This is a genomic window from uncultured Nocardioides sp. (assembly GCF_947488025.1).
In the GTDB taxonomy this organism is placed as follows: Bacteria; Actinomycetota; Actinomycetes; order Propionibacteriales; family Nocardioidaceae; genus Nocardioides.
In genome coordinates, this window is sequence record NZ_CANKYS010000005.1 from 53,720 (window position 1) to 76,802 (window position 23,083).

Consider the following 23,083-nt stretch of genomic DNA (forward strand, 5'->3'; position numbering starts at 1 on the left):
CCCAGCGTAGGCGGGACCGCGCCGGCGGTGACCACGACAGCAGGCGACTCACTCGAAGACGAACGCCTCGAGGAGGGCGACAGCGGCGACGACGGCCGGGAACGTCACCAGCGGCAGCAGGAGCTCCGACCACCGATGGCGCCGCAGGCCGGCGTACACAGCCATGAGCAGCGCCAAGAACGACCCGGTCAGCCCGGCGAACAGCGCCACGACCACCGACATGCCGACCCAGTTGTCGGAGACCGCGTCCTCTCCCCCGATCGCCCAGGCGGCTCCGAACAACCCGGCGCCGACCGTCAGAACGGCCAGCGAGACCACCGCCAGCTGCCACGCTGCTCCCGCAGCCGCCCCGGCGCCGCGGCGCGAGTGGCTGCCGGACGTCTCATCCATGCCTCCATCCTTCCGCCGCCCGCGGGTGGGCCCCAGTGCCGAAGGTCCGCCGTCGGTGCCCCACACGTCCCGTGGACCGGACCGGGGCTCCTGTCCGGGGCGCCGCCTGCCCGGGCGACCGGGAGGTCAGCCGTCAGGCGAGGGACGCGTCCAGGCCCGCGACACCCACGGCGCGCCTCACCGCTCGACGTAGGCCATCGAGCGCAGGCCGCGCTCGAGGTGCCAGGCGAGGTAGGCCGAGACGAGGTTGCTGGCCTCGCGCAGGTGACGCGGCTCGGCGGCGTGGACGACGGGCCAGTCGCCGACGAGGAGGGCACCGAGCAGGAGGACCGTCTCCGAGGCGGGGGTGGCCGATCCCGGCAGCTTGTCGGAGACGCACAGGACGCCGCCGGCCGACGGGTTGAAGAAGCGGTGTGGTCCCTCGACGCCGCACTGCACGCAGTGGTCGAAGGACGGCGCGTAGCCGGCGACGGACAGCGAGCGGAGCAGGTAGGAGTCGAGGACCTGCTTGGCCGGGTGCTCGGCGCCGGCCATCGCGCGCAGGCCGCCGACGAGCAGCAGGAACTGCTGGACCGCGGGCTCCTTCTCCTCGGTGACGAGGCGTTCGGCCGTCTCGAGCATCACCGTGCCGGCGGTGTAGCGGTCGTAGTCGAGACCCAGCCGCGCGTTGAACGGGTCGAGCGTCTCGGCCTGCGTGATGACGTCGAGGCTGCGACCCTCGGCGAGCTGGAGGTCGACGTGGGTGAACGGCTCGAGCCGCGAGCCCCAGCGCGACGTCGTACGACGCACGCCCTTGGCGACCGCGCGCACCCGCCCGTGCTGACGGGTCAGCAGGGTGATGATGCGATCGGCCTCGCCCAGCTTGTGGGTGCGGAGCACGACCGCCTCGTCGCGGTAGAGGGGCACGGCACCATTCTCCCCCACCGACCCCGCCCGGGCCTCGAACGGGCGGCCGCGGCGTCAGCGTTTCCGGGTGCGGACCGTCGACGTCGCCGGACGCTCGCGCCAGCAGTCGAGCGCGAAGTCGGCGGCGGCGGCCGTCAGGCGCTCCGGCCGGAAGCGCCACTCGAGGATCGAGGTGGCCCGCTCGAGCCGCACGTTGGGCAGCTCGGCGGCCAGCATGTCGGCGTCGACGAACGGGTGGATGGGGTCGATCGGGTGACCGACCAGGAAGACGGGCGCCTGGATCCGGCGCCGCTGGCTGCGCGAGGGGGCGAGCCTCCCGAAGATCACGCCGTGGAGCACCGAGGCGATGGACTCGGCCCGGTGGTCGACCGTGTCGAGGCCGATGCCGACCCAGAACGGGACGATCCCGCGGGGCACCGAGCGGGAGAGCCGCTGCAGGCTGTTGGCCGTCACGGGCACGTAGCGCGCGGCCAGCATGATCGGCACGAACGCGAGGATCCCGGCGACCAGCGCGTTGTTGAGGACCGGCATCTCCACGATGAGCCCCTTGACCCGCTCGGGGGCGATGACGGCCACCTCCAGCGAGACGTTGGCCCCGAGCGACGTGCCGCCGATGACGGCCTGCTCCGCGCCGAGGTGGTCGAGCAGCGCGACCACCTGCTCGCCGAACGACGTCATCGAGTAGACCAGCGGGTCGGCGGGCTGGTCGGAGCGGCCGTGGCCCAGCAGGTCGAGGGTGACCACGTGCAGCCCCTGCGCGGCCATCGCCCGGGCGAGCGGCTGCTGCATCCGGCGCGGCATGAGCAGGCCGTGCAGCAGCACGACCCAGTCGTCGCCGGAGCCGTACTCGGTGTACTCCAGCCGGTCACGCCCGCCGTCGGACTCGACGAAGAACTGTCCGATCCGCTCGCTGACCAGCATGATCGAAATGTAGCGCTGTTGCCCGTCAGCCGCGGTTGACCGCGCTGATGACCGCCTTGAGCGACGCGGTCACGATGTTGGCGTCGAGCCCCACGCCCCACAGGACCTTCTCCCCCACCGCGCACTCGACGTACGCCGCTGCGATCGCGTCGCCGCCCGACGACAGCGCGTGCTCGTGGTAGTCGAGCACGCGGACCTCCCCGCGGGAGGCGTAGGCCGGGTTGCCCGCCGCCTGCTCGGCCTCGACGAGCTCGTTGAGCGCGTTGGTGAAGGCGGCGATCGGGCCGTTGCCCTCACCGGTCAGCTCGCGCCGCTCGCCATCGACGTACACCCCGACGGTGAGCCGGTCCTTCTCGCCCGCCGCGCTCGAGGTGTGGACGGAGTTGAGCTTGAGCGGGGCCTCGCGGTCGAGGTACTCCGCGCGGAACACCGACCAGATCTCCTCGGGCGTGATCTCCCCGCCGTCGGTGTCGGTGCGCTGCTGGACGACGCGGCTGAACTCGATCTGCGCGCGACGCGGCAGGTCGAGCTTGTGCTCGGACTTGAGGACGTAGGCCACACCGCCCTTGCCGGACTGGCTGTTGACGCGGATGACCGCCTCGTAGGTGCGGCCGACGTCCTTGGGGTCGATGGGCAGGTAGGGCGCCTCCCAGGGCAGCTCGCCCACGGGCACGCCGAGGGCCGCGGCCTTCTTGTCGAGGTCCTCCAGGCCCTTCTTGATCGCGTCCTGGTGAGAGCCGGAGAAGGCGGTGTAGACGAGGTCGCCCGCGTAGGGGTGGCGCGGGTGGACCGGCAGGTTGGTGCAGTACTCGACGGTGCGACGGACCTCGTCGATGTCGGAGAAGTCGACCTGCGGGTCGATGCCCTGGCTGAAGAGGTTCATGCCCAGCGTGACCAGGTCGACGTTGCCGGTGCGCTCGCCGTGGCCGAACAGGCAGCCCTCCACCCGGTCGGCGCCGGCCATCAGGCCGAGCTCGGTGGCGGCGACGGCGGTGCCGCGGTCGTTGTGCGGGTGCAGGCTGATCGCGGAGTGCTCGCGCCGGGTCAGGCCGCGGCCGAAGTACTCGATCTGGTCGGCGTAGGTGTTGGGCGTCGACATCTCGACGGTGGCGGGCAGGTTGAGGACGATCTCGCGGCCGGCCTCGGGCTGCCAGACGTCGGAGACCGCCTCGCACACGCTCAGCGCGAAGTCGGTGTCGGACTGGGTGAAGATCTCCGGGCTGTACTGGTAGCCGAAGTCCCCGCTGCCGACGAGGCCGCCGAGGCGCTCCTCGGCGTACTTCATCACCATCTCGGTGCCGCGCACGGCGATGTTGCGGCACTCGTCGGGGGTGACGTTGAAGACGACGCGCTGGAACAGCGGAGCGGTCGCGTTGTAGAGGTGGACGGTCGCGCGGGGAGCCCCGACCAGCGAGTCCACGGTCCGCTCGATGAGGTCCTCACGGGCCTGCGTCAGCACGGAGATCTGTACGTCGTCGGGGATGCGGTCCTCGTCGATCAGCTTGCGCACGAAGTCGAAGTCGGTCTGGCTGGCGCTGGGGAAGCCGACCTCGATCTCCTTGTAGCCCATCGAGACCAGCAGCTCGAACATCGTGAGCTTGCGGGCCGGGGTCATCGGGTCGATGAGCGCCTGGTTGCCGTCGCGCAGGTCGGTGGACAGCCAGCGCGGCGCCTTCTCGACCTTCTTCGTCGGCCAGGTGCGGTCGGGCACGTCCACGGGCACGAACGGGGTGTAGCGGGCGAACGGCATCGGGCTCGTGCCCTGCTGGTTGGCGGTGTTGCTCAGGTTGGTCATGGTGTCCTCGGTCTGCAGAAGGGGCGACCGGCACGCACCACTCTCCGCAACGAGGGGGCCGGGTCTAGGCCTCGTTGCGGCAGCGAAGAAGGAGGCTGCGCATCATGACGAGACCACGATAACCCCGTTCCCCACGACCTGGTCCCGGGCTCCCGCGGGATGAGACGCCCTCAGGGGCGGCCGCGGGCCGCGTACGCCACCGCCGACAGGTCGAACGGCCCGTCGCCGAGGCGACGGCGCAGCACCTCCTCGAGCCGACGGCGCCCGTCGGGTCCCAGCGCGGCGACCGCGTCGCCGGCCGGGCCGACGCCGTGGAGGTAGGGCTCCCACCACTCCTCGAAGCTGGGGTGGGACACCGTCACCTCGACCTCCGCCGACTCCACGTCACGGAGGCCGGCGGCCTCGAGGATCTCGACGAGGCCGGTGCGTGAGCCACCCGGAAACCCCCGCTCGCCCGGGTGCTGGGGCTCGAGCTCGGCGACCGCTTCCCACAGAGGCCACATCGGCGCCCGCGACCCGGCGAGGTCCCACACGGTCGCGCCCACCCGGCCACCGGGTCGGGTGGGCCGCCTCATCTCACCGACGCCTGCGACGGGGTCGGTCATGAAGTGGACGACGAGGCACGCCGCCGCCACGTCGCAGGTCGCGTCCTCGAAGGGCAGCGACTCCGCCGCGCCCTGCCGCACGTCGACGCCGGGGAAGCGCTCGCGGCACGCCTCGACGAAGGGCGCCGAGGGGTCGACCGCGCGCACGCTGCCGGCGCCGAGCCGCTCGACGAGCACGCGGGTCAGGGCGCCCGGACCGCAGCCCACGTCGATCGCCTCCTGGCCGGGTGCCACCTCGAGCCAGTCGGCGAAGCGCGCGGCCAGGGGCCGCGAGTAGCGACCCATGAAACGGTCGTAGGCGTCGCCCGCCACGTCGAACGTCACGCATCGACGGTACGCCGCTCGCGGAGCGGTTAGTAGCCTCGGCTCCGTGCCGCGCCTGTTGATCGTCCACCACTCGCCGACGCCGTCGGTGGCCGCGCTGACCGAGGCCGTCGTCGCCGGTGCCTCGGACGAGGCGATCACGGGTGTCGAGGTGGTCGTCCGAGCCGCGCTCGAGGCCGACGCGGACGACGTGCTGGCCGCGGACGGCTACGTCCTGGGCACGCCCGCCAACTTCGGCTACATGAGCGGCGCCCTCAAGCACTTCTTCGACTCGATCTTCCTCCAGGCCGGGGGCGCGCTCACCGACGACGGCTCGGCCGCGAGCGTCGAAGGAGGCCGCAAGCCGTTCGGCCTCTACGTCCACGGGCGCTACGACACCACCGGCGCGGTGCGGTCGGTCCAGTCGATCGTCGGTGCGCTCGCCTGGCGCCAGAGCGCACCGGTCCTCGAGGTGCTGGGCGACGTGGGCGAGGCGGACCGCGAAGCGGCGTACGAGCTGGGCGGCACGCTCGCGGCGCTGGTGATGGGATGAGGCGGCTCCTCGCCGTGGTGGCCGCGGCCGCGGTGCTGTCGGCCTGCACCTCGGCTCCGGACGCACCCGCGGACGACCCGACCACGTCCCCCTCATCGACGCCCGTCCCGGCCGCGACCGCTCCCCCGGACCCGGGACCGACGCCGGAGGTGGGCGAGTGCCACGACCTGTCCCTGCGCCAGGCGGTCGCCGTGGTGGGCCGCACGGCACCGGTCGCGTGCCGCCGACCCCACACGGCCCAGACCTACTTCGTCGGCCGGCTCGACCTCACCACCAAGTCCGGCTTCACCCGTCGGGTGGACTCGCAGGCCGCGCAGCGGCAGATGAGCCGGGCCTGCACCACCCGGCTGACGAAGCACCTCGGACGTACGCCCCGCGAGCTGAGGCTCAGCATGGTGCGGGCCGTCTGGTTCAGCCCGAGCCCCGCGCGGGCGGAGGCCGGGGCCGACTGGTTCCGCTGCGACATCGTGGCCGTGGCTTCCCCTGGCACCCTGCTGCGGCTGCCGCGGCGGACGAAGGGATGGGGCGGCCCCGCGATGTGCGCGACCGCCGCGCCCGGCACCCCCGGGTTCCGGCGGGTGACGTGCGGCGCGAAGCACGCGTGGCGGGCGGCGGCGACCGTGGACATCCCGGGCCGCAGGCTGCCTGCCCGCGACGCGGTCGCGGCACGGATGGACCCGGTCTGCCGCGACGTCGCCGCGGACGCCACCGACGACCCGCTCGACTTCACCTGGTCGCAGGAGAGCCCGACGCGCGATCAGTGGGAGGCCGGGCAGCGCTACGGGATCTGCTGGGTGCCGGCCTGACCCTCGACCTGCCAGAGTGGGTCCATGTCGAAGGTCGCGATCGTCGGTGCAGGTGCCGTGGGAACGGCCATCGCCTACGCAGCCCAGATCCGTGGCGTGTGCCGCCAGCTCGCCCTGTTCGACCTCAACGCCCAGAAGGTGCGGGCCGAGGTGCTCGACCTCAACCACGGGATGCAGTTCACCCCGATGGCCGAGATCACCGGCAGCGACGACCTCGCCGTCTGCGCAGGCGCGGACGTCGTCGTCATCACGGCCGGCGCCAAGCAGGACCCCGGCCAGAGCCGACTCGACCTCGCCGCCGCCAACGTCGCGATGTGCCGCGACCTCGTGCCGGCGCTCGTCACCCTGGCTCCCGAGGCGCTGCTGCTCGTCGTGACCAACCCGGTCGACGTGGTGACCATGGCCGCCCTGGAGTTCTCCGGGTTGCCCAGCAACCGCGTGTTCGGGTCCGGCACGGTCCTCGACTCCTCGCGGCTGCGGTTCCTCATCGCCGAGCACACCCACGTGGCCGTGCAGAACGTCCACGCCTACATCGCCGGCGAGCACGGCGACTCCGAGGTGCCGCTCTGGTCCACCGCCACGATCGGTGGCGTGCCGGTCGAGGACTGGGAGGCGCCCGGCGTCGGCCGCCTCGATGCCGACGCCCGTGCCCGGATCCACGAACGGGTGGTCACCGCGGCGTACGAGATCATCGCGGGAAAGGGCGCCACCAGCCTGGCGATCGGCCTCTCGGTGTCCCGGATGCTCGAGGCGGTCCTCCACGACGAGCACCGCGTCCTGCCTGTCACCTCGCGACTCGACGGGGTGCACGGGCTCTCCGGGGTGTGCCTCTCGATGCCGTCGGTCGTCGGCCGGTCCGGGGTCGAGAGCGTGCTCGCCACGCCCCTCAGCCCGGACGAGCGGGACCGGCTGGCGGCGTCGGCGGAGGCGGTGCGCTCGACCGCGCGGAGCCTGGGCCTCTGAGCCTCAGAAACCGAGCTTGCGCAGCTGGCGCGGGTCGCGCTGCCAGTCCTTGGCGATCTTGACCTGCAGGTCGAGGTAGACCGGCGTGCCCAGCAGGGCCTCGATCTGCTTGCGGGCGGCGGTGCCGACCGAACGCAGGCGCGAGCCCTTGTGGCCGATCATGATGCCCTTCTGGGAGTCGCGCTCGACGTAGAGGTTGGCGACGATGTCGAGCAGGGGCTTGTCGTCGGGACGCCCCTCGCGCAGTCCCATCTCCTCGACCACCACGGCGATCGAGTGCGGCAGCTCGTCGCGGACGCCCTCGAGGGCGGCCTCGCGGATCAGGTCAGCAGCGAGCGCCTCCTCCGGCGCGTCGGTCAGGTCGCCGTCGGGGTAGAGCGGCGGCCCCTCCGGCAGCAGGCCGACGAGGAGGTCGGCGAGCAGGCCGACCTGGTCGCCCGCCACCGCGGACACGGGCACGATCTCGGCCCACTCGGTGCCGGTCTCCTCGCCGAGGGCGGCGATGTCCATGAGGTGGTTCGCCAGCTGTTCGGGGGTGACCAGGTCGGTCTTGGTGGCGACCGCGATGCGCACCGTGCGGCGCACCTTGCCGAGCTCGGTGACGATGAACCGGTCACCGGGACCGATCTTCTCGTTGGCCGGGAAGCAGACGGCGACGACGTCGACCTCGGCCCAGGTCGTCCGCACCAGGTCGTTGAGGCGCTCGCCCAGCAGCGTGCGCGGGCGGTGCAGGCCCGGGGTGTCGACCAGGATCAGCTGGGCGTCGTCGCGGTGCACGATGCCGCGCACCACGTTGCGGGTGGTCTGCGGCTTGGAGGACGTGATGACGATCTTCTGGCCCACGAGCGCGTTGGTCAGGGTCGACTTGCCGGCGTTCGGTCGGCCGACGAACGACGCGAACCCGCTGCGGTAGCCCTCGGGCGCCTCGTAGAAGGCGCCCGCCGGCGCGACTCCGGAGAGGTCGAAGTCCTCGTCGAGCTCGTCGTCAAGCTCGTCGTCGTGGTCAGCCATCGGTCGTCTCCCTGGCAGCGTCGTAGTCGGCCCAGATCTGCTCGTCAGTCTTGCCTGCCGCCTTGCCCGCGCGCCAGACCGGTCCGGGGTCGACGGCCCGGGGCTGCCGGGCGGCGGTGGCGCGCCAGTAGCCCATCACGTCGTAGTGGCTGGACGGCAGCCCGACCTCGCGCATGAGGTGCTTGCGGATCGCGCGCATCTGGGCGGACTCCCCCGCCATCCAGAAGTAGCCCTCACCCTCGGGCCACTCGATGCCCTCGACGACCGTGGCCAGCGCGCTCTGCCCGGGCGCGGGTGGGGCCAGCCAGGTCACGTCGACGCCGGACGGCAGGTAGCCGGTCAGGTCGTCGGGCACCTCCGCCATGACGTACGTCGTCAGGTCGGGGCGGGTCTCGGCGATGCGGGCCATCGCCGGCATGGCCGTCAGGTCGCCGACCAGCAGGAGCCAGCGCGCCCCGGGCGGCGGCGCGAAGGACGCCTTGGGCTCGGTGACGGTGACGGTGTCGCCGACGCAGTCGCGCGTCGCCCACTCGGTGACCAGGCCGACGTCGTGGACCACGACGTCGAGGGTCAGCTCGCCGTCCCGGAAGGACCGCACGGTGTAGTAACGGCTCTGGAACTGGCCGGGCACGACGAGGCCGACCCACTCGTCGGGGACGCCGGTCGAGGTGAAGCCGTCGAGGTCGTCGAGCACGAGGCGGACGAGGTGGTCCGAGAGCGGTTCGCGGCGACGCACGGTCGCCTGGAACTGGGCTGCACGGGTGCTCACCCGTCGAGGCTATCGGTGGCTCACCAGTCGGGACGCATCGGGAAGTCGGAACGGCCGTCGTCGTGGTTGCGGGTCGCGAGCACCTGGTGCAGCTCGACCTCGTCGCGCTCGAATCCGACGCGCGAGCCGGCGATGTAGAGCCCCCACACCCGCGCGGTCCCCTCGCCGACCTCGGCCACGCACTCGTCCCAGTGCTCGACCAGGTTGCGGTTCCAGTCGCGCAACGTGGCGGCGTAGTGCAGGCGCAGGTTCTCGCTGTGCTGCACCTCGAGGTCCTGGTCCTGCGCGGCGCCGATGATCGTGCCCGAGCCGGTGAGCTCCCCGTCGGGGAAGACGTAGCGGTCGATGAAGTGCCCCGTCTCCTGGCGCCGGTTGTGCCGCCGGGTGATGGAGTGGTTGAGCAGGCGACCGCCCGGCCTGAGCCGGTCGCGGAGGTGGCGGAAGTAGGCGGGGTAGTTGCGCACACCGATGTGCTCGGTGAGCCCGATCGAGCTGACGGCGTCGAAGCCGGACTCCGAGACGTCGCGGTAGTCGAGGTGGCGCACCTCGGCGAGGTGGGCGAGTCCCTCGCGCTCGATCGCCTCCGTGGCCCACTGGGCCTGCTCGAGCGACAGCGTCACGCCCAGCGCGCGTACGCCGTGCTCCCGGGCGGCGTGGCGCACCATCGTGCCCCAGCCGCAGCCGACGTCGAGCAGCCGCTGACCGGGGCGGAGGTCGAGCTTGCGGCACACCAGGTCGAACTTCGCGGCCTGGGCCTCCTCGAGCGTCAGGTCCGGGGCCTCGTAGAGCGCACAGGTGTAGGCCATCGACGGCCCGAGCACCAGCTCGTAGAACCGGTTGGACACGTCGTAGTGGTGGGAGATGACCTCGGCGTCGCGCGTCATCGAGTGCCGCAGTCCCTCCATCGCGCGCCGCCAGCGGGGCAGGTGCTCCTGGGGCGGCGGGGCGGGTGGGCGCAGGTGGGAGAGCCCGAGGCTGCGGGCGATGTTCACCACCTCGGACGGCGCCGGCACGCGGAACTTCGTGTGGTCCTTCAGCAGCACGAGGGCGTCGTAGGGGTCGCCGGGGTGGACCCCCGACAGGCTGAGGTCGCCGCGGACGTAGGCGCGCACCATGCCGAGGTCGCCGGGAGCCGTCATCAGGTAGGCGAGCCCGCGCGCGTTGTGCAGCTGCATCCCCACGGGCGCGTCGGGAGGGCCTGCGCTGCTGCCGTCGTAGGCCGAGAAGTGCAGCGGCAGTCCGCCCCTCACCAGCGAGTCCATCGCGGCGCCGATCGTCAGGCGTGCTGCCGCGCCGCGGCCGGAGCCGGGGTCCGTGTGGAGGGTCATCGTCGTTGCACCACCTTGTCGTAGAGGGACGTCAGCCGGTCGCCGGGGTCGTGGGCGGCCTTGACCCGCGCCAGGTGGGGGCCGCCGTAGAGCCGGTCGAACTCGTCGGGCGCGTAGAAGGCCTCCGAGTAGAGGCTCTTGTGTCCGCCGAGCTCGGACACCTTGGCCTCGATCGCGCGGTTGCGCGGCGACGTGGGTGCGTCCGGGCCGACGTTGACGATGCCCCAGAACCCGACGTTGACGTAGGTCGTCGCGGCGCTGAGCGGGTAGCCGGGCCACCGCCGGTCGCCGGGCGCGTCCCCCGCGCGGCGCAGCCGCAGTGGGCACAGCCACACCGGGCGCATGCCGACCTCGCGGTCGAACCAGGCCAGGAACTCCGGCATCCGCTCGACGGGCACCTCGACGTCCTGCACGACGCGCTCGCCCTGCGGGCGGCCGGCGCGGCGGTCGAGCCGGTCCGCGACGCCGAGGCGGCGGTCGAGGGCGACGAGCTTCCAGTAGACGTCGGAGCGACGCAGCCGTCGCGGCCAGATCCTCCGGACGAGGGGGTGCTGGGCCCCGAAGGCCCGCGAGCACCAGAACCAGTCGGTGTCCCAGCGCCAGAGGTAGTCGTGCATCGTGAGCCGGTCGGTGGCACGCTGCTGCAGCGAGCGGTAGAAGACCTGCTGCCCGGTGTAGTCGCTGGTCGGGCCCGGCTCGTCGGTCCAGCGGGCCAGCGTGAGGTAGAGCTCGTCGGGCGCGAAGGCGACGCCGTCCACCGCGTCGACCCGCTCCCCCGACCAGGACCGCTCCTCGACCACGCGGGTGACGGCCTCGGCGAGCGCGGCGGCGTCGGGGAGGCGGACGTGGCGGAGGGCGACGTACGACGGCACCTGCTCGAGCTCGATGCGCAGCCGGGTGGCGTAGCCGAGCGAGCCGTAGGAGTTGGGGAAGGCGTCGAAGAGGTCGTCGCCCGGTTTGGTCGTGACGATCTCGCCGGCCCCGGTGAGCACATCCATCTCGAGCACGGACTCGTGCGGCAGGCCGTTGCGGAAGCTGGTCGACTCGATGCCGAGCCCGCTGACCGCGCCGCCGAGCGTGATCGTCCTGAGCTGCGGCACGACGAGCGGGATCCGCCCGTGCGCGAGCGTCACCTCGACGAGGTGCTCGTAGGTGCACATCCCCTGCACCTCTGCGACGTCGCCGTCGACCTCGATGACGCCCGTCAGCCCGGAGACGTCGAGGCCGGCCGCGGAGGCCGCGCGGCCACGGAAGAGGTTGCTGGTGCGCTTGGCCAGCCGCACGGGGGCGTCGGCAGGTAGGGCGGCGTAGGACTCCCTGAGCCGTGCCTCCCCGACAGCATGCTGCTCTCGACCGACAGTCGTGCGCACCCCTCCACGCTAGCGATCCCGGCCCGCGCGCGCGAGCACATCACTGGACCAGTGGCGCCGTCAGGTCGTGGTCGAGCGGGTGATCGTGCCGCGCTGGTCGCCGACGTGCACCGGCACGCCGGATCCGGCGAAGTCGTGCACCGCGTCGAGGACGGGCTCGGTGTCGGTGAGCACCACGGCTGCCTCGAGGCCGGCCGAACCGGACGAGACGGCCATGGCCACGCACACCTCGAGCGCGGACAGGTCGAGGTGCGCCAGGCGCACGCTGGCGGCGGCGTAGGTGCGTCCGTCGAGGTCGCGCACCGCCGCCCCCTCGTCGGCGCGGGCGCGGGCGCGGGTCGCGCGGGCCAGGGTGACCAGCTTGGCGTCCTCGGCGCTGGGGCCGGCAGCGTCGTCGTGGGTGCTCATGCGAGAACCCTAGAGCGGGTCGTCGTGGGACTCGTCGGACGCCGGGTCGAGCACCGTCACCAGCACGGTCCCGATCTTGTTGCGGCGCCCGGTGGCGCGCTCGGCCTCCAGCCGCAGGCCGTGGCACTCCACGACGGAGCTGGGGATCGGGACCTTGCCGAGGTGCTTGGCCATCAGCCCGCCGACGCTGTCCACGTCGTCGTCCTCGACGTCGAAGCCCACCAGCTCGTCGAGGTCGTCGACCGGGTAGCGCGAGGACACCCGGATGGCGCCGCCGTCGAGGTGCTCGACCTCGACCTCCTCGGCGTCGTACTCGTCGGTGATCTCGCCGACGATCTCCTCCAGGACGTCCTCGATCGTCACCAACCCGGCGGTGCCGCCGTACTCGTCGACCACCACCGCGATGTGCTGGCGTCGGGCCTGCAGCTCGGTGAGCAGGGCGTCGACCGGCTTGGAGTCGGGGACGTAGTGCACCGGGCGCATCACCTCGTCGACGCGCTGGGTGAACTCGACGTCGGGGGCCTCGAAGTCGCGGCGCACGATGTCCTTGAGGTAGGCCATGCCGACGATGTCGTCGAGGTTCTCGTCGATCACCGGGATCCGGGAGTAGCCGCTGCGCAGGAAGAGCGACAGCGTCTGGCGCAGGTTCTTGTGGCGCTCGACGTAGACGACGTCGGGGCGCGGGACCATCACCTCGCGGGTGATCGTGTCGCCGAGCTCGAAGACCGAGTGGATCATCCGGCGCTCACCGGACTCGATGATCGCGCCCGCCTCGGCCATGTCGACGAGCTCGCGCAGCTCGGTCTCGGTGGAGAACGGGCCCTCGCTGAAGCCCTTGCCGGGCGTGATGGCGTTGCCGAGGAGGATGAGCAGCGCGGGGATCGGGCCGAGGACGGTCGTGACGAGGGAGATCGGGCCGGCCGACGCCAGCGCCACGCGTACGTCGTGCTGGCGGCCGATGGTGCGTGGCGCGACGCCGATCACGACGAACGACACCACCAGCATCACGCCGATGGTGGTCAGGAACGTCGGGACGGGCGAGCCCTGGTAGGCGTCGCGCGCCCACGTGGCGACCAGCACGATCGCGCTGATCTCGCACAGCAGGCGCATCAGGAGGGCGGTGTTGAGGTAGCGCGCGGGGTCGTCGAGCAGCTTCACCAGTCGCGCCGCTCCTGGGCGGCCCTCCGCCTTCAGCTCCTCCGCGCGGGCACGCGAGAAGCCACCCAGGGCGGCGTCGGCGGCCGAGAAGAGGCCGGCCAGGACGACCAGCAGAGCGGCTGAGCCGAGCTGCCAGATGTCAGCGGTCATGTCAGGCGGGACCGGCGTCGGCGCGCCACTTGTCGAGCAGCTCGCCCTGCAGCCCGAACATCACCGCGTGCTCCTCCGGCTCGGCGTGGTCGTACCCGAGGAGGTGGAGGATGCCGTGGACGGTCAGCAGGTCGATCTCGGCCTCCCGTCCGTGCCCGGCCTCCTCACCCTGCCGCTCGGCGACCGACGGGGCCAGCACGAGGTCGCCGAGGACGCCCTCCTCGGGCTCCTCGTTGACCTTGCCGGGACGGAGCTCGTCCATCGGGAAGGCGAGCACGTCGGTGGGGCCGTCCTTCTCCATCCACTGGCCGTTGAGCTCGGCGATGGTGTCCTCGTCGACGGCCTTGATGCACAGCTCGGCCTGCGGGTGGACGCGCATCTGCTCCATCACGAAGCGCGCGAGCCGGGAGAGACGGCGTACGTCGAGCTCGTGGCCCGACTCGTTGAGGACCTCGATGCTCATCGCGGGCTCCGGGGGCCGCTGCTCTTCGGGCGGGCGGCCTCGGCCTCGGCGTCGAAGACGTCGTAGGCCTCCACGATCCGACCGACGAGTCGGTGGCGCACGACGTCGGTGCCGGTGAGCCGGCAGAACGTGATGTCGTCGACGCCGTCGAGGATGCCCTCCACGACGCGGAGGCCCGACTTGGTGCCCGACGGCAGGTCGACCTGGCTGGTGTCGCCGGTGACGACGATGCGCGAGCCGAAGCCGAGGCGGGTGAGGAACATCTTCATCTGCTCCGGCGTGGTGTTCTGCGCCTCGTCGAGGATGATGAAGGAGTCGTTGAGCGAGCGGCCGCGCAGGAACGCCAGCGGGGCGACCTCGATCGTGCCGGCGGCCAGCAGCTTGGGGATCGTGTCGGGGTCGACCATGTCGTGCAGCGCGTCGTAGAGCGGGCGCAGGTAGGGGTCGATCTTCTCGCTGAGCGTCCCGGGCAGGAAGCCGAGCCGCTCCCCCGCCTCGACGGCCGGACGGCTCAGGATGATCCGGTTGACCTCCTTGGCCTGGAGGGCCTGCACGGCCTTCGCCATGGCCAGGTAGGTCTTGCCGGTGCCGGCGGGGCCGATGCCGAAGGTGATCGTGCTCTTGTCGATCGACTCGACGTAGCGCTTCTGGTTGAGCGTCTTGGGCCGGATCGTGCGACCGCGGTTGGACAGGATGTTGAGGCTCAGCACGTCGGCCGGCCGCTCCTGCGTCTCGGTGCGCAGCATCTGCATGATCCGCTCGACCGTCTCGCCCGTGACGCCCTGACCGGTGCGGACCAGGCTCACGACCTCGTCGAGGAGGCGCTCTGCCATGGCGACCTCGGCCGACTCCCCGGAGAGCGTGATGCGGTTGCCGCGGACGTGGACGGTGGCGTCGAAGGCCCGCTCGATCAACCGGAGGTGCTCGTCGCCCGGGCCCAGGACGGAGACCATGTCGATGCTGTTGGGGACGACCACGGTGTGGGTCGGTCGAACCTCTGGGGTGCCTGGCTGGTTGGTGGCAGTCATGGATGCCCGTGGGGGCGGCCTTCCGGGTCGGTGGCAGAGCCCCTCCATGCTACCGAGCGCACGGCGAGCGGCCCACCTGAGAGCGCGGAGGCCGGATCAGGGGCGGGTGACCTGCAGCATCCCGAAGCACATCTCGTCGGTCGGTGTCGGCAGCACCATGGTGCTCAGCGCCTGGAGGCAAGGGCGGTGCGGGTCATGGTGATCGGCTCAGACCAGCGTCTCGGTCATGCGGGACGAGCCGCCGAGCACGTGGAGGTGGGTGTGGAACACCGTCTGCCCGGCGCCCGCGCCGGTGTTCGCGATGAGCCGGTAGTCGTCGTTGCCCGACGCCTTCGCCACCTCGTCCGCTAGCGAGACCAGGTGGCCGACGGAGGCCGGGTCCGCGGCCGCGGACGCGGCGGCGTTGTCGTGGTGGTCCGCCGAGATGACCAGCGCGTGGAACGGCGCCTGCGGGTTGAGGTCCTTGATCGAGACGGCGTGGTCGTTGCGGCCGAGCACGTCGGCCGGGACCTCGCCGGCGACGATCTTGCAGAAGATGCAGTCGGGCGCCGTCTCGCTCATGGGCCAAGCCTAGGCTCTGGCGACGCGGCGTGGGACCGGAAGCGGCGCCCACGCGTCCCACTACCGTGATGAGCATGACCTTCCCCACCACCCCTCGACCGGCTTGGCCCCACGCCGTACGACGCTGGGCGGGCGCCGCCGCGGTCGTCGTGGCGAGCAGCCTGGCCCTCGCCGGGTGCAGTGACGACACGGCGCCGGTCTCCGACGGGACGGGCACGGCGACCGAGGACACGCAGCCCTCCGGCGAGGCCTCTCCGCCCGAGTCCCCGTCCGAGTCCCCGGCCGAGTCACCCACCGAGTCACCGTCGGAGCCGTCGGAGTCGCCCTCGGAGCCGCCGGTCGCGTCCGGCACCGCGGTCCCCGTCTACTTCGCCGGCGACGGCCCCGGCGGCCGGCCCGTCCTGTTCCGCGAGTTCCAGCGCGTCGAGGGCGACCCGCTGACCGAGGCGGCCCGCCTGGTCGCCGGCGGCGGGCAGCCCGTCGACCCCGACTACCGCACGCTCTGGCCCGGGGTCGAGATCGCCTCGGTGCAGGCGACCGACGGGGTGCTCCTGGTGGAGATCCCGTCCGATGGCTTCACCGACCGGCCGGACGGGATGACGAGGCGCGACGCCAAGCTCGCCGTCCAGCAGCTCGTCCGCACGCTCCAGGGCGTGCAGCAGGAGCGCGTGCCGGTGCAGGTGCAGCGCGAGGGCAGCGCCCCGCTCTTCGGGCTGCCGACCGACACGCCGTTCGAGGCGGCTCCCGTGCTGCGCACGCTCAACCTGGTCAACATCACGTCCCCCGCCGAGGGCGACACGGTCTCGGGCGACACCGTGACCGTGACCGGTGTTGCCAACTCCTTCGAGGCCAGCGGGCCGTGCCGGCTGCTCAGGGACGGCGAGGAGGTCGCGCTCGAGGGCTACCAGTCCGAGGGCTGGATGGAGGACCGGCTCTTCCCGTTCGAGGTCGAGCTGCCTCTCGACGGCGTGAGCGGCGAGGTCGTGGTGCAGTGCGAGACCGACGACCCCTCCGGCGGCGCGGAGGGCAACGGCCCGGCGATCGACACCAAGACGATCACGGTGCAGTAGCCGCGCAGGGTCAGGCCCAGCGGGAGGTGCGCGCCAGCACGGCGGCGACGGCGACGACACCGGCGGTGGACGTGCGGAGCACCTCGGCGCCGAGGCGTACGGCGTGGGCGCCGGCGTCGGTCAGCGCGGCGAGCTCGTCAGGGCTGATCCCGCCCTCGGGACCCACCACGAGGACGATCCGCCCGGCCTCCGGGACCTCCAGCGCCCCCAGCGGCAGCGTGGCGTCCTCGTGCAGGACGAGCGCGAGGTCGGCCTCCGCGACGACCGCCGCGAGGTCGGCGGTCGACGCCAGCGGGGTGACGGTCGGCAGCCACGAGCGTCGCGACTGCTTGGCCGCCTCGCGGGCGGTGGCCTGCCACTTCGCGTGCGACTTCGCTGCGCGCTCGCCCTTCCACACCGCCACCGAGCGCGAGGCCGCCCACGGCACGATGTGGTCGACGCCGACCTCGGTGAGCACCTCGACCGCGAGCTCGCCGCGATCGCCCTTGGGCAGGGCCTGCACCACCGTGATCGCCGGCTCGGGCCTGGGGTCCTGCGCGACGGATGCGACGGTCACGGAGAAGACCCGCTTGCCGGTCGAGGTCACCGACCCCGTGACCGAGGTGCCCCGGCCGTCGGTCAGCACGACCTGCTCACCCTCGCGGAGGCGTCGTACGGCGACGGCGTGGTGCGCCTCGTCACCCGTCACCTCGACGACGGACCCGGGCGCTGCTCCGGCCAGGGACTCGACGAGGTGGACCGGGAGCGACACCCGGCTCAGCCCTGGAAGGCGTCGCGGAGCCGGCCGAACATCGACTTGTGCGGTGCCTCGTTGTTGCCGTCGGGCTGCTCCTCGCCACGGATCGCCGCGAGCTCGCGCAGCAGCTCCTCCTGCCGCGGGTCGAGGCGGGTGGGCGTCTCGACGGCGATGCTGACGACGAGGTCGCCGCGACCGCCGCGCAGGCTCGGCACGCCGAAGCCGCGGACCACCTGTTCGCTGCCCGACTGCGTGCCGGGGCGGATGTCGAGGTCGTACGTCGTCACGGTCTCCGAGGACTCCTCGGACGAGGCGGGCAGGTCGGCCTCGAGCAGCGGCAGCGTGAGCTGGGTGCCGAGGGCGGCCGCCGACATCGGCAGCGAGATGGTGGTGTGGAGGTCGTTGCCGTGGCGGGTGAAGGTCGGGTGCGGCTCGACGTGGATCTCGACGTAGAGGTCGCCGGCCGGGCCACCGCCGGGGCCGACCTCGCCTTGGCCGGTGAGCTGGACGCGGGTGCCGTGGTCGACGCCGGCGGGGATCTTGACGGTCAGGGTCCGACGCGAGCGCACCCGGCCGTCGCCGGAGCACTCCCGGCAGGGGTCGGGGATGATCGAGCCGTAGCCGCGGCAGGCGGCGCACGGGCGCAGGGTGCGGATCTCGCCGAGGAACGAGCGCTGCACCACCGCGACCTCGCCCTGGCCGTGGCAGGTCTCGCAGGTCACCGGCTTGGTGCCGGGCGCCGTGCCCTGCCCCTCGCACGCCTCGCAGCGCAACGCCGTGTCGACCTTGAGGTCGCGGGTGACGCCGAAGGCGGCCTCGGCCAGCTCGACGTCGAGCCGGATGAGCGCGTCCTGGCCGCGGCGGGCGCGCGAGCGGGGGCCGCGGGTCTGCGCACCGCCGGCGGCTCCGCCACCGAAGAACGCGTCCATGATGTCGGTGAAGCTGAAGCCCTGCCCGGCGCCACCGAAGCCCTGGCTGAACGCGTCACCGCCGCGGTCGTAGGCGGCGCGCTTGCCGGGGTCGCTCAGCACCTCGTAGGCGCGCGAGACGTCCTTGAACCGCTCCTGGGTCTCCGGGTCGGGGTTGACGTCGGGGTGGAGCTGCCGCGCGAGCTTGCGGTAGGCCTTCTTGACGTCGTCTGCGCTGGCGTCGCGGGAGACGCCGAGGATCTCGTAGGGGTCCTGGGTCACTGGTTTCCTTCATCGAGGATCCGGGAGACGTAGCGCGCGACGGCGCGCACGGCTGCCATGGATCCGGGGTAGTCCATGCGGGTGGGGCCGACGACGCCGAGGGAGCCGAGGTGGAACTCCTGCGGGCCGTAGCCGGTGGCCACGACGCTCGTGGCCGCGAGCTCGGAGTAGGGGCCTTCGTGGCCGATGCGCACGGTGAGTGCGTCGGTCCCCGACTCCCCCAGCAGCTTGAGCAGCACGACGTGCTCCTCCAGCGCCTCCAGCAGTGGCCGGACGGCGGTGTCGAAGTCGCCGTAGCGGGCCAGGTTGGCGGTGCCGCCGACCGCGACCCGCTCGTCGCTGCGGTGGTCGGACATCGCCTCGGTGAGCACGCCCACGATCGCGCGGGCCGAGTCGGCCTGCTCGGGGCGTACGCCGTCGGGCAGGTCGGCGAGGGCAGCGGCCGCGGCGGCGATCTGCACGCCGGCGCTGGTCTGGTTGACCGCGACGCGCAGCTCGGCGAGGTCGGTGTCGACCACCGGGGCGTCGAGCTCGACGAGGCGCTGCTCGACCCGGCCGGTGCTGAGGATCAGGATCACCATCACCCGGGTCGGGGTCAGCGACACCAGCTCGATGTGGCGGACCGTCGAGCGGGAGAGCGTCGGGTACTGGACGATCGCGACCTGCCGGGTCAGCTGGCTGAGCAGGCGGACCGAGCGCTGCACGACGTCGTCGAGGTCCACGGCGCCGTCGAGCAGCGTCGCGATGGCCCGCCGCTCCGCCACGCTCATCGGCTTGAGCGTGGCGAGCTTGTCGACGAAGAGCCGGTAGCCCTTGTCGGTGGGCACGCGTCCGGCACTGGTGTGGGGCTGGTGGATGTAGCCCTCGTCCTCCAGCGCCGCCATGTCGTTGCGGACCGTCGCCGGGGAGACGCCGAGCCCGTGCCGCTCGACGAGGGCCTTCGAGCCGACCGGCTCCTCGGTCGCGACGTAGTCCTCCACGATCGCGCGCAGCACGTCGAGCTTGCGGTCGTCGACCACGTCAGCCCTCCTCTGCACGTCGGTTTCTGGCACTCGGATAATCGGAGTGCCAACTCTACTAGGAGTACGTAGGCTCGCCGACATGCCCGACACCGCCCCCCGCTTCACCGAGGTCGCACCCCAGGTCTGGGTGGCGCACTACGACTGGATGCACGTCAACATCACCCTGGTCGGCGGGTCCGACGGCCTGCTCATGATCGACACGCACGGGTCCGCCGCCGAGGCGCGGGTGGTCGCCGACGACGTACGCCGACTGGGCGCGGGTCCGCTGACCGGGCTGGTCAACACCCACGAGCACTGGGACCACCACTTCGGCAACGCCACCATGGTCGAGCAGTTCGGCGACCTGCCGGTCCACGCGACCGACTGGGCGGCGGAGCACATGGAGGAGTCCGCCCGTCACACCTTCGCCGGCTACGAGGCGGACACCGAGCACCCGCGGCGCGACGAGGTCCTCGCCACCACGCTCCACCTGCCCACCCGCACCTTCTCCTCCGCGGTCCAGCTCGACCTGGGCGACCGGGCCGTCGAGCTGATCCACCCCGGCCGCGGGCACACGGCCGGCGACCTCGTCGTACGCGTGCCGGACGCCGACGTGCTCGTGGGCGGCGACCTCGTCGAGGAGTCCGACCCGCCGTCCATCGGCGACGACTCGTGGCCGCTGGAGTGGCCGCTGACCCTCGACCTGGTCCTCGGCCTGATGAGCGACACCACGGTGGTCGTGCCCGGGCACGGGAAGGTCGTCGACAAGGAGTTCGTCCAGGACCAGCGTGCCGAGCTCGGTGTCATCGCCGAGACCATCCGCGACCTCGCCTCGCGCGGCGTACCGCAGTCCGAGGCCCTCGCCTCCGGCGAGTGGCCGTGGGACCCCGAGCTGCTCGAGAGCGCCGTCCGGCTGGGCTACGAGCACCTGCCCCGCAGCCAGAAGCGGCTGCCCCTGATCTAGGCGCCTTGCCGGCTTTCCTTCCTGGCTTCCCCCACCCCCCGGGGGCTGGTCCAGGAGAGGCCGGCCCAGTAGGACTGGGGCATGACCGAGAACAGCGAGTCCCAGACCGACAATCCCGAGTCGACCGACACGCCGAAGGCGGGCAGCGGCACGAGCCCGGCCGACTCCGACCACTCCGGCGGCACGGCCTCGCCCGACGACGCCACGCTGGGCGGCATCTCCGACGACCAGCTGCCCGAGGACCTGCAGCCCGGTGAGGACAACCCGCTGGCCGAGCCGCTCGACCCGGACGACGAGGCGACCAAGAGCCGCGAGGAGCTCGAGATGGACGCCACCCAGGACGAGGACCAGGACGAGGACAGCGGCGACGGCGCCGAGGGCGCCGGCATCACCGGGGGCTGACCTGCGGCAGGCCCCGGTCGGTGTGATCCGCGTCGCACGGCGTGCCACCGCGTCCGCGTGGAGTCGGACGCCTAACGTGGACCGGTGACCCGCGATCGCTACGGAACCGACGTCCTCTCCGGCGACTGGCGTGCGCCGAGGAACGGCCGCGCCACCGAGGTGCCGACCGAGATCGGGATGGTCGTCGAGGAGGTCACCACCGACTGGTGCGGCGAGGTCGTCGCCGTCGACCGTGACATCGACACGCTGACGCTGGAGGACCGCCGCGGCAAGCGGCGTACGTTCCCCCTCGGTCCGGGCTTCCTGCTCGAGGGCAGGCCGGTGATCCTCACCCGCCCGGTGCGCGCAGCCGCACCCGCGGCTCCCACGCGTACGGCGTCCGGGTCCGTCGCGTTGCCCAACGCGCGCGCCCGCGTGGCCCGCGCCAGCCGGATCTTCGTCGAGGGCCGGCACGACGCCGAGCTCGTCGAGAAGGTCTGGGGCGACGACCTCCGCATCGAGGGCGTGGTGGTCGAGTACCTCGGCGGCGTCGACGACCTCGCCGAGCACCTGCGCGACTTCAAGCCCGGCCCGCAGCGCCGGGTCGGCGTCCTGGTCGACCACCTGGTCGCCGGGTCGAAGGAGGCGCGCATCGCCCAGGGCATCGCCCGCTCCCCCATCGGCAAGCACGTCCTGGTCGTCGGGCACCCGTTCATCGACATCTGGCAGGCGGTCAAGCCCGACCGGCTGGGGATCGCCCGCTGGCCCCACGTCCCCAAGGGCATCGACTGGAAGACCGGCACCTGCCAGCAGCTCGGCTGGCCGCACCGCGACCAGGCCGACATCGCCCGGGCCTGGAAGCACATCCTCGGCCGGGTCACGTCCTTCGCCGACCTCGAGCCCGCCCTCCTCGGCCGGGTCGAGGAGCTGATCGACTTCACCACCGCCCCCTGAGCGCTGGTCGGGTCAGTCCACCAGGTCGCGGACGATCGCGTCGGCGAGCAGCCGACCGCGCTGAGTGAGCACGAGCCGCTCGGTGGCGAGCTCGACGAGGCCGTCGGCCACGAGGCGGGCGACGTGGGAGCGGCCGGTCGCCTCGAGGGCGGTGACCGGCAGCCCCTCGACCAGGCGGATCTCCAGCAGGATCCGCTCGACGCGCCGGTCGTGGTAGCCGAGCACCTCGCGGGCCAGCGCCGGTGAGACGCCGCGGGCGAGCCGCTCGGCGTACGCCGCCGGGTGCTTGACGTTCCACCAGCGCACGCCGCCGACGTGCGAGTGCGCGCCGGGGCCCACGCCCCACCAGTGCCCGCCGGTCCAGTAGAGCAGGTTGTGACGGCACCAGTGGTCGGGCGACGTCGCCCAGTTGGACACCTCGTACCAGCTCATCCCGGCGGCGGAGAGCTTCTCGTCGGCGAGGTGGTACTTGTCGGCCAGGTCGTCCTCGTCGGGCATCGGCAGCTCGCCGCGCCTGACCTGGCGGCCCATCGCGGTGCCCTCCTCCACGATGAGGGAGTAGGCCGACACATGGTCGGGCCGGCAGGCCAGCGCGACGTCGACCGAGGTCTCCCAGTCGGCCAGCGACTCCCCCGGCGTGCCGTAGATCAGGTCGAGGCTGACGTCGTCGAACCCGGCCTGGCGGGCCCACTCCACGGCCGCCGGCACCCGCATCGGGTCGTGCGTGCGGTCGAGGGTGCGCAGGACGTGGTCGACGGCGGACTGCATGCCGAAGCTGATCCGGTTGAAGCCGGCGGTGCGCAGCTCCTCGAGGTCCCACGCGGCGACGCTGTCGGGGTTGGCCTCGGTGGTGATCTCGACGTCGTCGACCAGCCCGAACTCGGCCGCGGCGCTGGCGACGATGGCGCCGAGGTCCGCCGGCTTCAGCAGCGTGGGGGTGCCCCCGCCGAAGAAGATCGTCTCGATGGGGACGTCACGGTGGCCCAGGACCTGGCGCGCGAAGCGGATCTCGCGGATCGCGGCCTCGGCGTACGACGAGCGGCTCGCGCCGACCTCGTCGCCGAGCTCCTGCGCGGTGTAGGTGTTGAAGTCGCAGTAGCCGCAGCGCACCGAGCAGAACGGGACGTGCACGTAGAGGCCGAACGGCTTGCTGCCGAACTCCGCCCACGCCTCGTCGGGCAGCAGGCCGTCCTCGGGGGCGACGTCGCCGTCGGGCTGGGCGGGGGGCACGCGGGTATCCAACCACGTGCCGGACGTGCGAACGGGTGCCAGTGGTCTCCCACCGGCACCCGTCCCGAA

Annotated in this window: 25 protein-coding genes; 7 read left to right on the forward strand and 18 right to left on the reverse strand. The window is 72.5% G+C overall.

The genetic code is table 11. The features are described from left to right. Nucleotides 1-48: 48 nt before the first annotated feature. From Q1B24_RS10325 to Q1B24_RS10345, 5 genes are all read right to left on the reverse strand, one after another. On the reverse strand, nt 49-390 hold the full coding sequence (locus Q1B24_RS10325; RefSeq protein WP_299927413.1) for a hypothetical protein: 342 nt from the start codon (nt 388-390) through the stop codon (nt 49-51). Nucleotides 391-567: 177 nt separating this feature from the next. Next, on the reverse strand, nt 568-1,296 hold the full coding sequence (recO, locus tag Q1B24_RS10330) for a DNA repair protein RecO (protein ID WP_299927415.1): 729 nt from the start codon (nt 1,294-1,296) through the stop codon (nt 568-570). Nucleotides 1,297-1,350: 54 nt separating this feature from the next. Then, nucleotides 1,351-2,217 carry an alpha/beta fold hydrolase gene (locus Q1B24_RS10335; RefSeq protein WP_299927418.1) on the reverse strand — a complete coding sequence of 289 codons (867 nt, stop codon included), beginning with the start codon at nt 2,215-2,217 and terminating at the stop codon, nt 1,351-1,353. A 25-nt stretch (nt 2,218-2,242) separates the two neighbouring features. Next, nucleotides 2,243-4,012, reverse strand: coding sequence for a 2-isopropylmalate synthase (gene leuA, locus Q1B24_RS10340; protein WP_299927421.1), 1,770 nt, complete (start codon nt 4,010-4,012; stop codon nt 2,243-2,245). Nucleotides 4,013-4,182: 170 nt separating this feature from the next. Continuing rightward, nucleotides 4,183-4,941: a class I SAM-dependent methyltransferase gene (locus Q1B24_RS10345; protein WP_299927423.1), complete on the reverse strand. Its 759-nt coding sequence runs from the start codon at nt 4,939-4,941 to the stop codon at nt 4,183-4,185. A gap of 46 nt (nt 4,942-4,987) precedes the next feature. Between Q1B24_RS10345 and Q1B24_RS10350 the strand changes: the two genes are divergently transcribed. Genes Q1B24_RS10350 through Q1B24_RS10360 form a run of 3 tightly spaced genes read left to right on the forward strand, consistent with a single transcriptional unit; the run spans nt 4,988 to nt 7,242 of the window. Next, on the forward strand, nt 4,988-5,473 hold the full coding sequence (locus Q1B24_RS10350; protein WP_299927426.1) for an NAD(P)H-dependent oxidoreductase: 486 nt from the start codon (nt 4,988-4,990) through the stop codon (nt 5,471-5,473). Then, entirely contained in the window at nt 5,470-6,279 is an 810-nt protein-coding gene (locus Q1B24_RS10355) for a septum formation family protein (RefSeq protein ID WP_299927429.1), read from the forward strand. Before Q1B24_RS10350 ends, Q1B24_RS10355 begins: the two co-directional genes overlap by 4 nt. Before the next feature lie 24 nt (nt 6,280-6,303). After that, entirely contained in the window at nt 6,304-7,242 is a 939-nt protein-coding gene (locus Q1B24_RS10360) for an L-lactate dehydrogenase (protein ID WP_299927432.1), read from the forward strand. Between the two features lie 3 nt (nt 7,243-7,245). Here Q1B24_RS10360 and era read toward each other — a convergent pair whose 3' ends face one another. The 9 genes from era to Q1B24_RS10405 all read right to left on the reverse strand — a co-directional run bounded on the left by era (nt 7,246) and on the right by Q1B24_RS10405 (nt 15,488). Continuing rightward, on the reverse strand, nt 7,246-8,253 hold the full coding sequence (gene era, locus Q1B24_RS10365) for a GTPase Era (RefSeq protein ID WP_299927435.1): 1,008 nt from the start codon (nt 8,251-8,253) through the stop codon (nt 7,246-7,248). After that, nucleotides 8,246-9,022 (reverse strand): siderophore-interacting protein, encoded by a 777-nt coding sequence (locus Q1B24_RS10370; protein ID WP_299927438.1) that lies wholly within the window; start codon nt 9,020-9,022, stop codon nt 8,246-8,248. The genes era and Q1B24_RS10370 overlap by 8 nt, the downstream gene beginning before the upstream one ends. Nucleotides 9,023-9,042: 20 nt before the next feature. Next, on the reverse strand, nt 9,043-10,350 hold the full coding sequence (locus Q1B24_RS10375; protein ID WP_299927441.1) for a class I SAM-dependent methyltransferase: 1,308 nt from the start codon (nt 10,348-10,350) through the stop codon (nt 9,043-9,045). Then, nucleotides 10,347-11,720 carry an FAD-binding oxidoreductase gene (locus Q1B24_RS10380; protein ID WP_299927444.1) on the reverse strand — a complete coding sequence of 458 codons (1,374 nt, stop codon included), beginning with the start codon at nt 11,718-11,720 and terminating at the stop codon, nt 10,347-10,349. The genes Q1B24_RS10375 and Q1B24_RS10380 overlap by 4 nt, the downstream gene beginning before the upstream one ends. A gap of 60 nt (nt 11,721-11,780) precedes the next feature. Beyond that, a complete protein-coding gene (locus tag Q1B24_RS10385; protein ID WP_299927447.1) occupies nt 11,781-12,128 on the reverse strand; it encodes a cytidine deaminase in 348 nt (115 codons plus the stop codon). Nucleotides 12,129-12,137: 9 nt separating this feature from the next. Next, complete coding sequence (locus Q1B24_RS10390; RefSeq protein WP_299927450.1) at nt 12,138-13,436, reverse strand: hemolysin family protein; 1,299 nt, start codon at nt 13,434-13,436, stop codon at nt 12,138-12,140. A 1-nt stretch (nt 13,437) separates the two neighbouring features. Next, on the reverse strand, nt 13,438-13,899 hold the full coding sequence (gene ybeY, locus Q1B24_RS10395; protein WP_299927453.1) for an rRNA maturation RNase YbeY: 462 nt from the start codon (nt 13,897-13,899) through the stop codon (nt 13,438-13,440). Continuing rightward, nucleotides 13,896-14,927 (reverse strand): PhoH family protein, encoded by a 1,032-nt coding sequence (locus Q1B24_RS10400; RefSeq protein WP_299927456.1) that lies wholly within the window; start codon nt 14,925-14,927, stop codon nt 13,896-13,898. The genes ybeY and Q1B24_RS10400 overlap by 4 nt, the downstream gene beginning before the upstream one ends. A 207-nt stretch (nt 14,928-15,134) precedes the next feature. After that, a complete protein-coding gene (locus Q1B24_RS10405) occupies nt 15,135-15,488 on the reverse strand; it encodes an HIT domain-containing protein (protein WP_299927459.1) in 354 nt (117 codons plus the stop codon). A 74-nt stretch (nt 15,489-15,562) separates the two neighbouring features. Here Q1B24_RS10405 and Q1B24_RS10410 point away from each other — a divergent pair, with 74 nt between their 5' ends. Continuing rightward, nucleotides 15,563-16,558 carry a Gmad2 immunoglobulin-like domain-containing protein gene (locus tag Q1B24_RS10410; RefSeq protein ID WP_299927462.1) on the forward strand — a complete coding sequence of 332 codons (996 nt, stop codon included), beginning with the start codon at nt 15,563-15,565 and terminating at the stop codon, nt 16,556-16,558. Nucleotides 16,559-16,568: 10 nt separating this feature from the next. On the opposite strand, the gene Q1B24_RS10415 is transcribed toward Q1B24_RS10410, so the two are convergent. The 3 genes from Q1B24_RS10415 to hrcA are packed head-to-tail and all read right to left on the reverse strand — an operon-like array spanning nt 16,569 to nt 19,503. Then, a complete protein-coding gene (locus tag Q1B24_RS10415) occupies nt 16,569-17,309 on the reverse strand; it encodes a 16S rRNA (uracil(1498)-N(3))-methyltransferase (RefSeq protein WP_299927465.1) in 741 nt (246 codons plus the stop codon). A 5-nt stretch (nt 17,310-17,314) separates the two neighbouring features. Next, nucleotides 17,315-18,484 (reverse strand): molecular chaperone DnaJ, encoded by a 1,170-nt coding sequence (gene dnaJ, locus Q1B24_RS10420; protein ID WP_299927468.1) that lies wholly within the window; start codon nt 18,482-18,484, stop codon nt 17,315-17,317. Further along, on the reverse strand, nt 18,481-19,503 hold the full coding sequence (gene hrcA / locus Q1B24_RS10425) for a heat-inducible transcriptional repressor HrcA (RefSeq protein WP_299927474.1): 1,023 nt from the start codon (nt 19,501-19,503) through the stop codon (nt 18,481-18,483). The genes dnaJ and hrcA overlap by 4 nt, the downstream gene beginning before the upstream one ends. An 82-nt stretch (nt 19,504-19,585) precedes the next feature. Between hrcA and Q1B24_RS10430 the strand changes: the two genes are divergently transcribed. The 3 genes from Q1B24_RS10430 (at nt 19,586) to Q1B24_RS10440 (ending at nt 21,784) form a co-directional block, all read left to right on the forward strand. Further along, nucleotides 19,586-20,449, forward strand: coding sequence for an MBL fold metallo-hydrolase (locus Q1B24_RS10430; protein WP_299927477.1), 864 nt, complete (start codon nt 19,586-19,588; stop codon nt 20,447-20,449). An 81-nt stretch (nt 20,450-20,530) separates the two neighbouring features. Further along, complete coding sequence (locus Q1B24_RS10435; protein WP_299927482.1) at nt 20,531-20,851, forward strand: hypothetical protein; 321 nt, start codon at nt 20,531-20,533, stop codon at nt 20,849-20,851. Between the two features lie 84 nt (nt 20,852-20,935). After that, the gene (locus Q1B24_RS10440) at nt 20,936-21,784 is read left to right on the forward strand and encodes a DUF3097 domain-containing protein (protein WP_299927485.1); all 849 of its coding nucleotides are present in this window, start codon (nt 20,936-20,938) and stop codon (nt 21,782-21,784) included. Nucleotides 21,785-21,796: 12 nt separating this feature from the next. Here the strand turns inward: Q1B24_RS10440 and hemW are convergent, their stop codons facing one another. Then, nucleotides 21,797-23,014 carry a radical SAM family heme chaperone HemW gene (gene hemW, locus Q1B24_RS10445; protein ID WP_299927488.1) on the reverse strand — a complete coding sequence of 406 codons (1,218 nt, stop codon included), beginning with the start codon at nt 23,012-23,014 and terminating at the stop codon, nt 21,797-21,799. Nucleotides 23,015-23,083 lie beyond the last annotated feature (69 nt).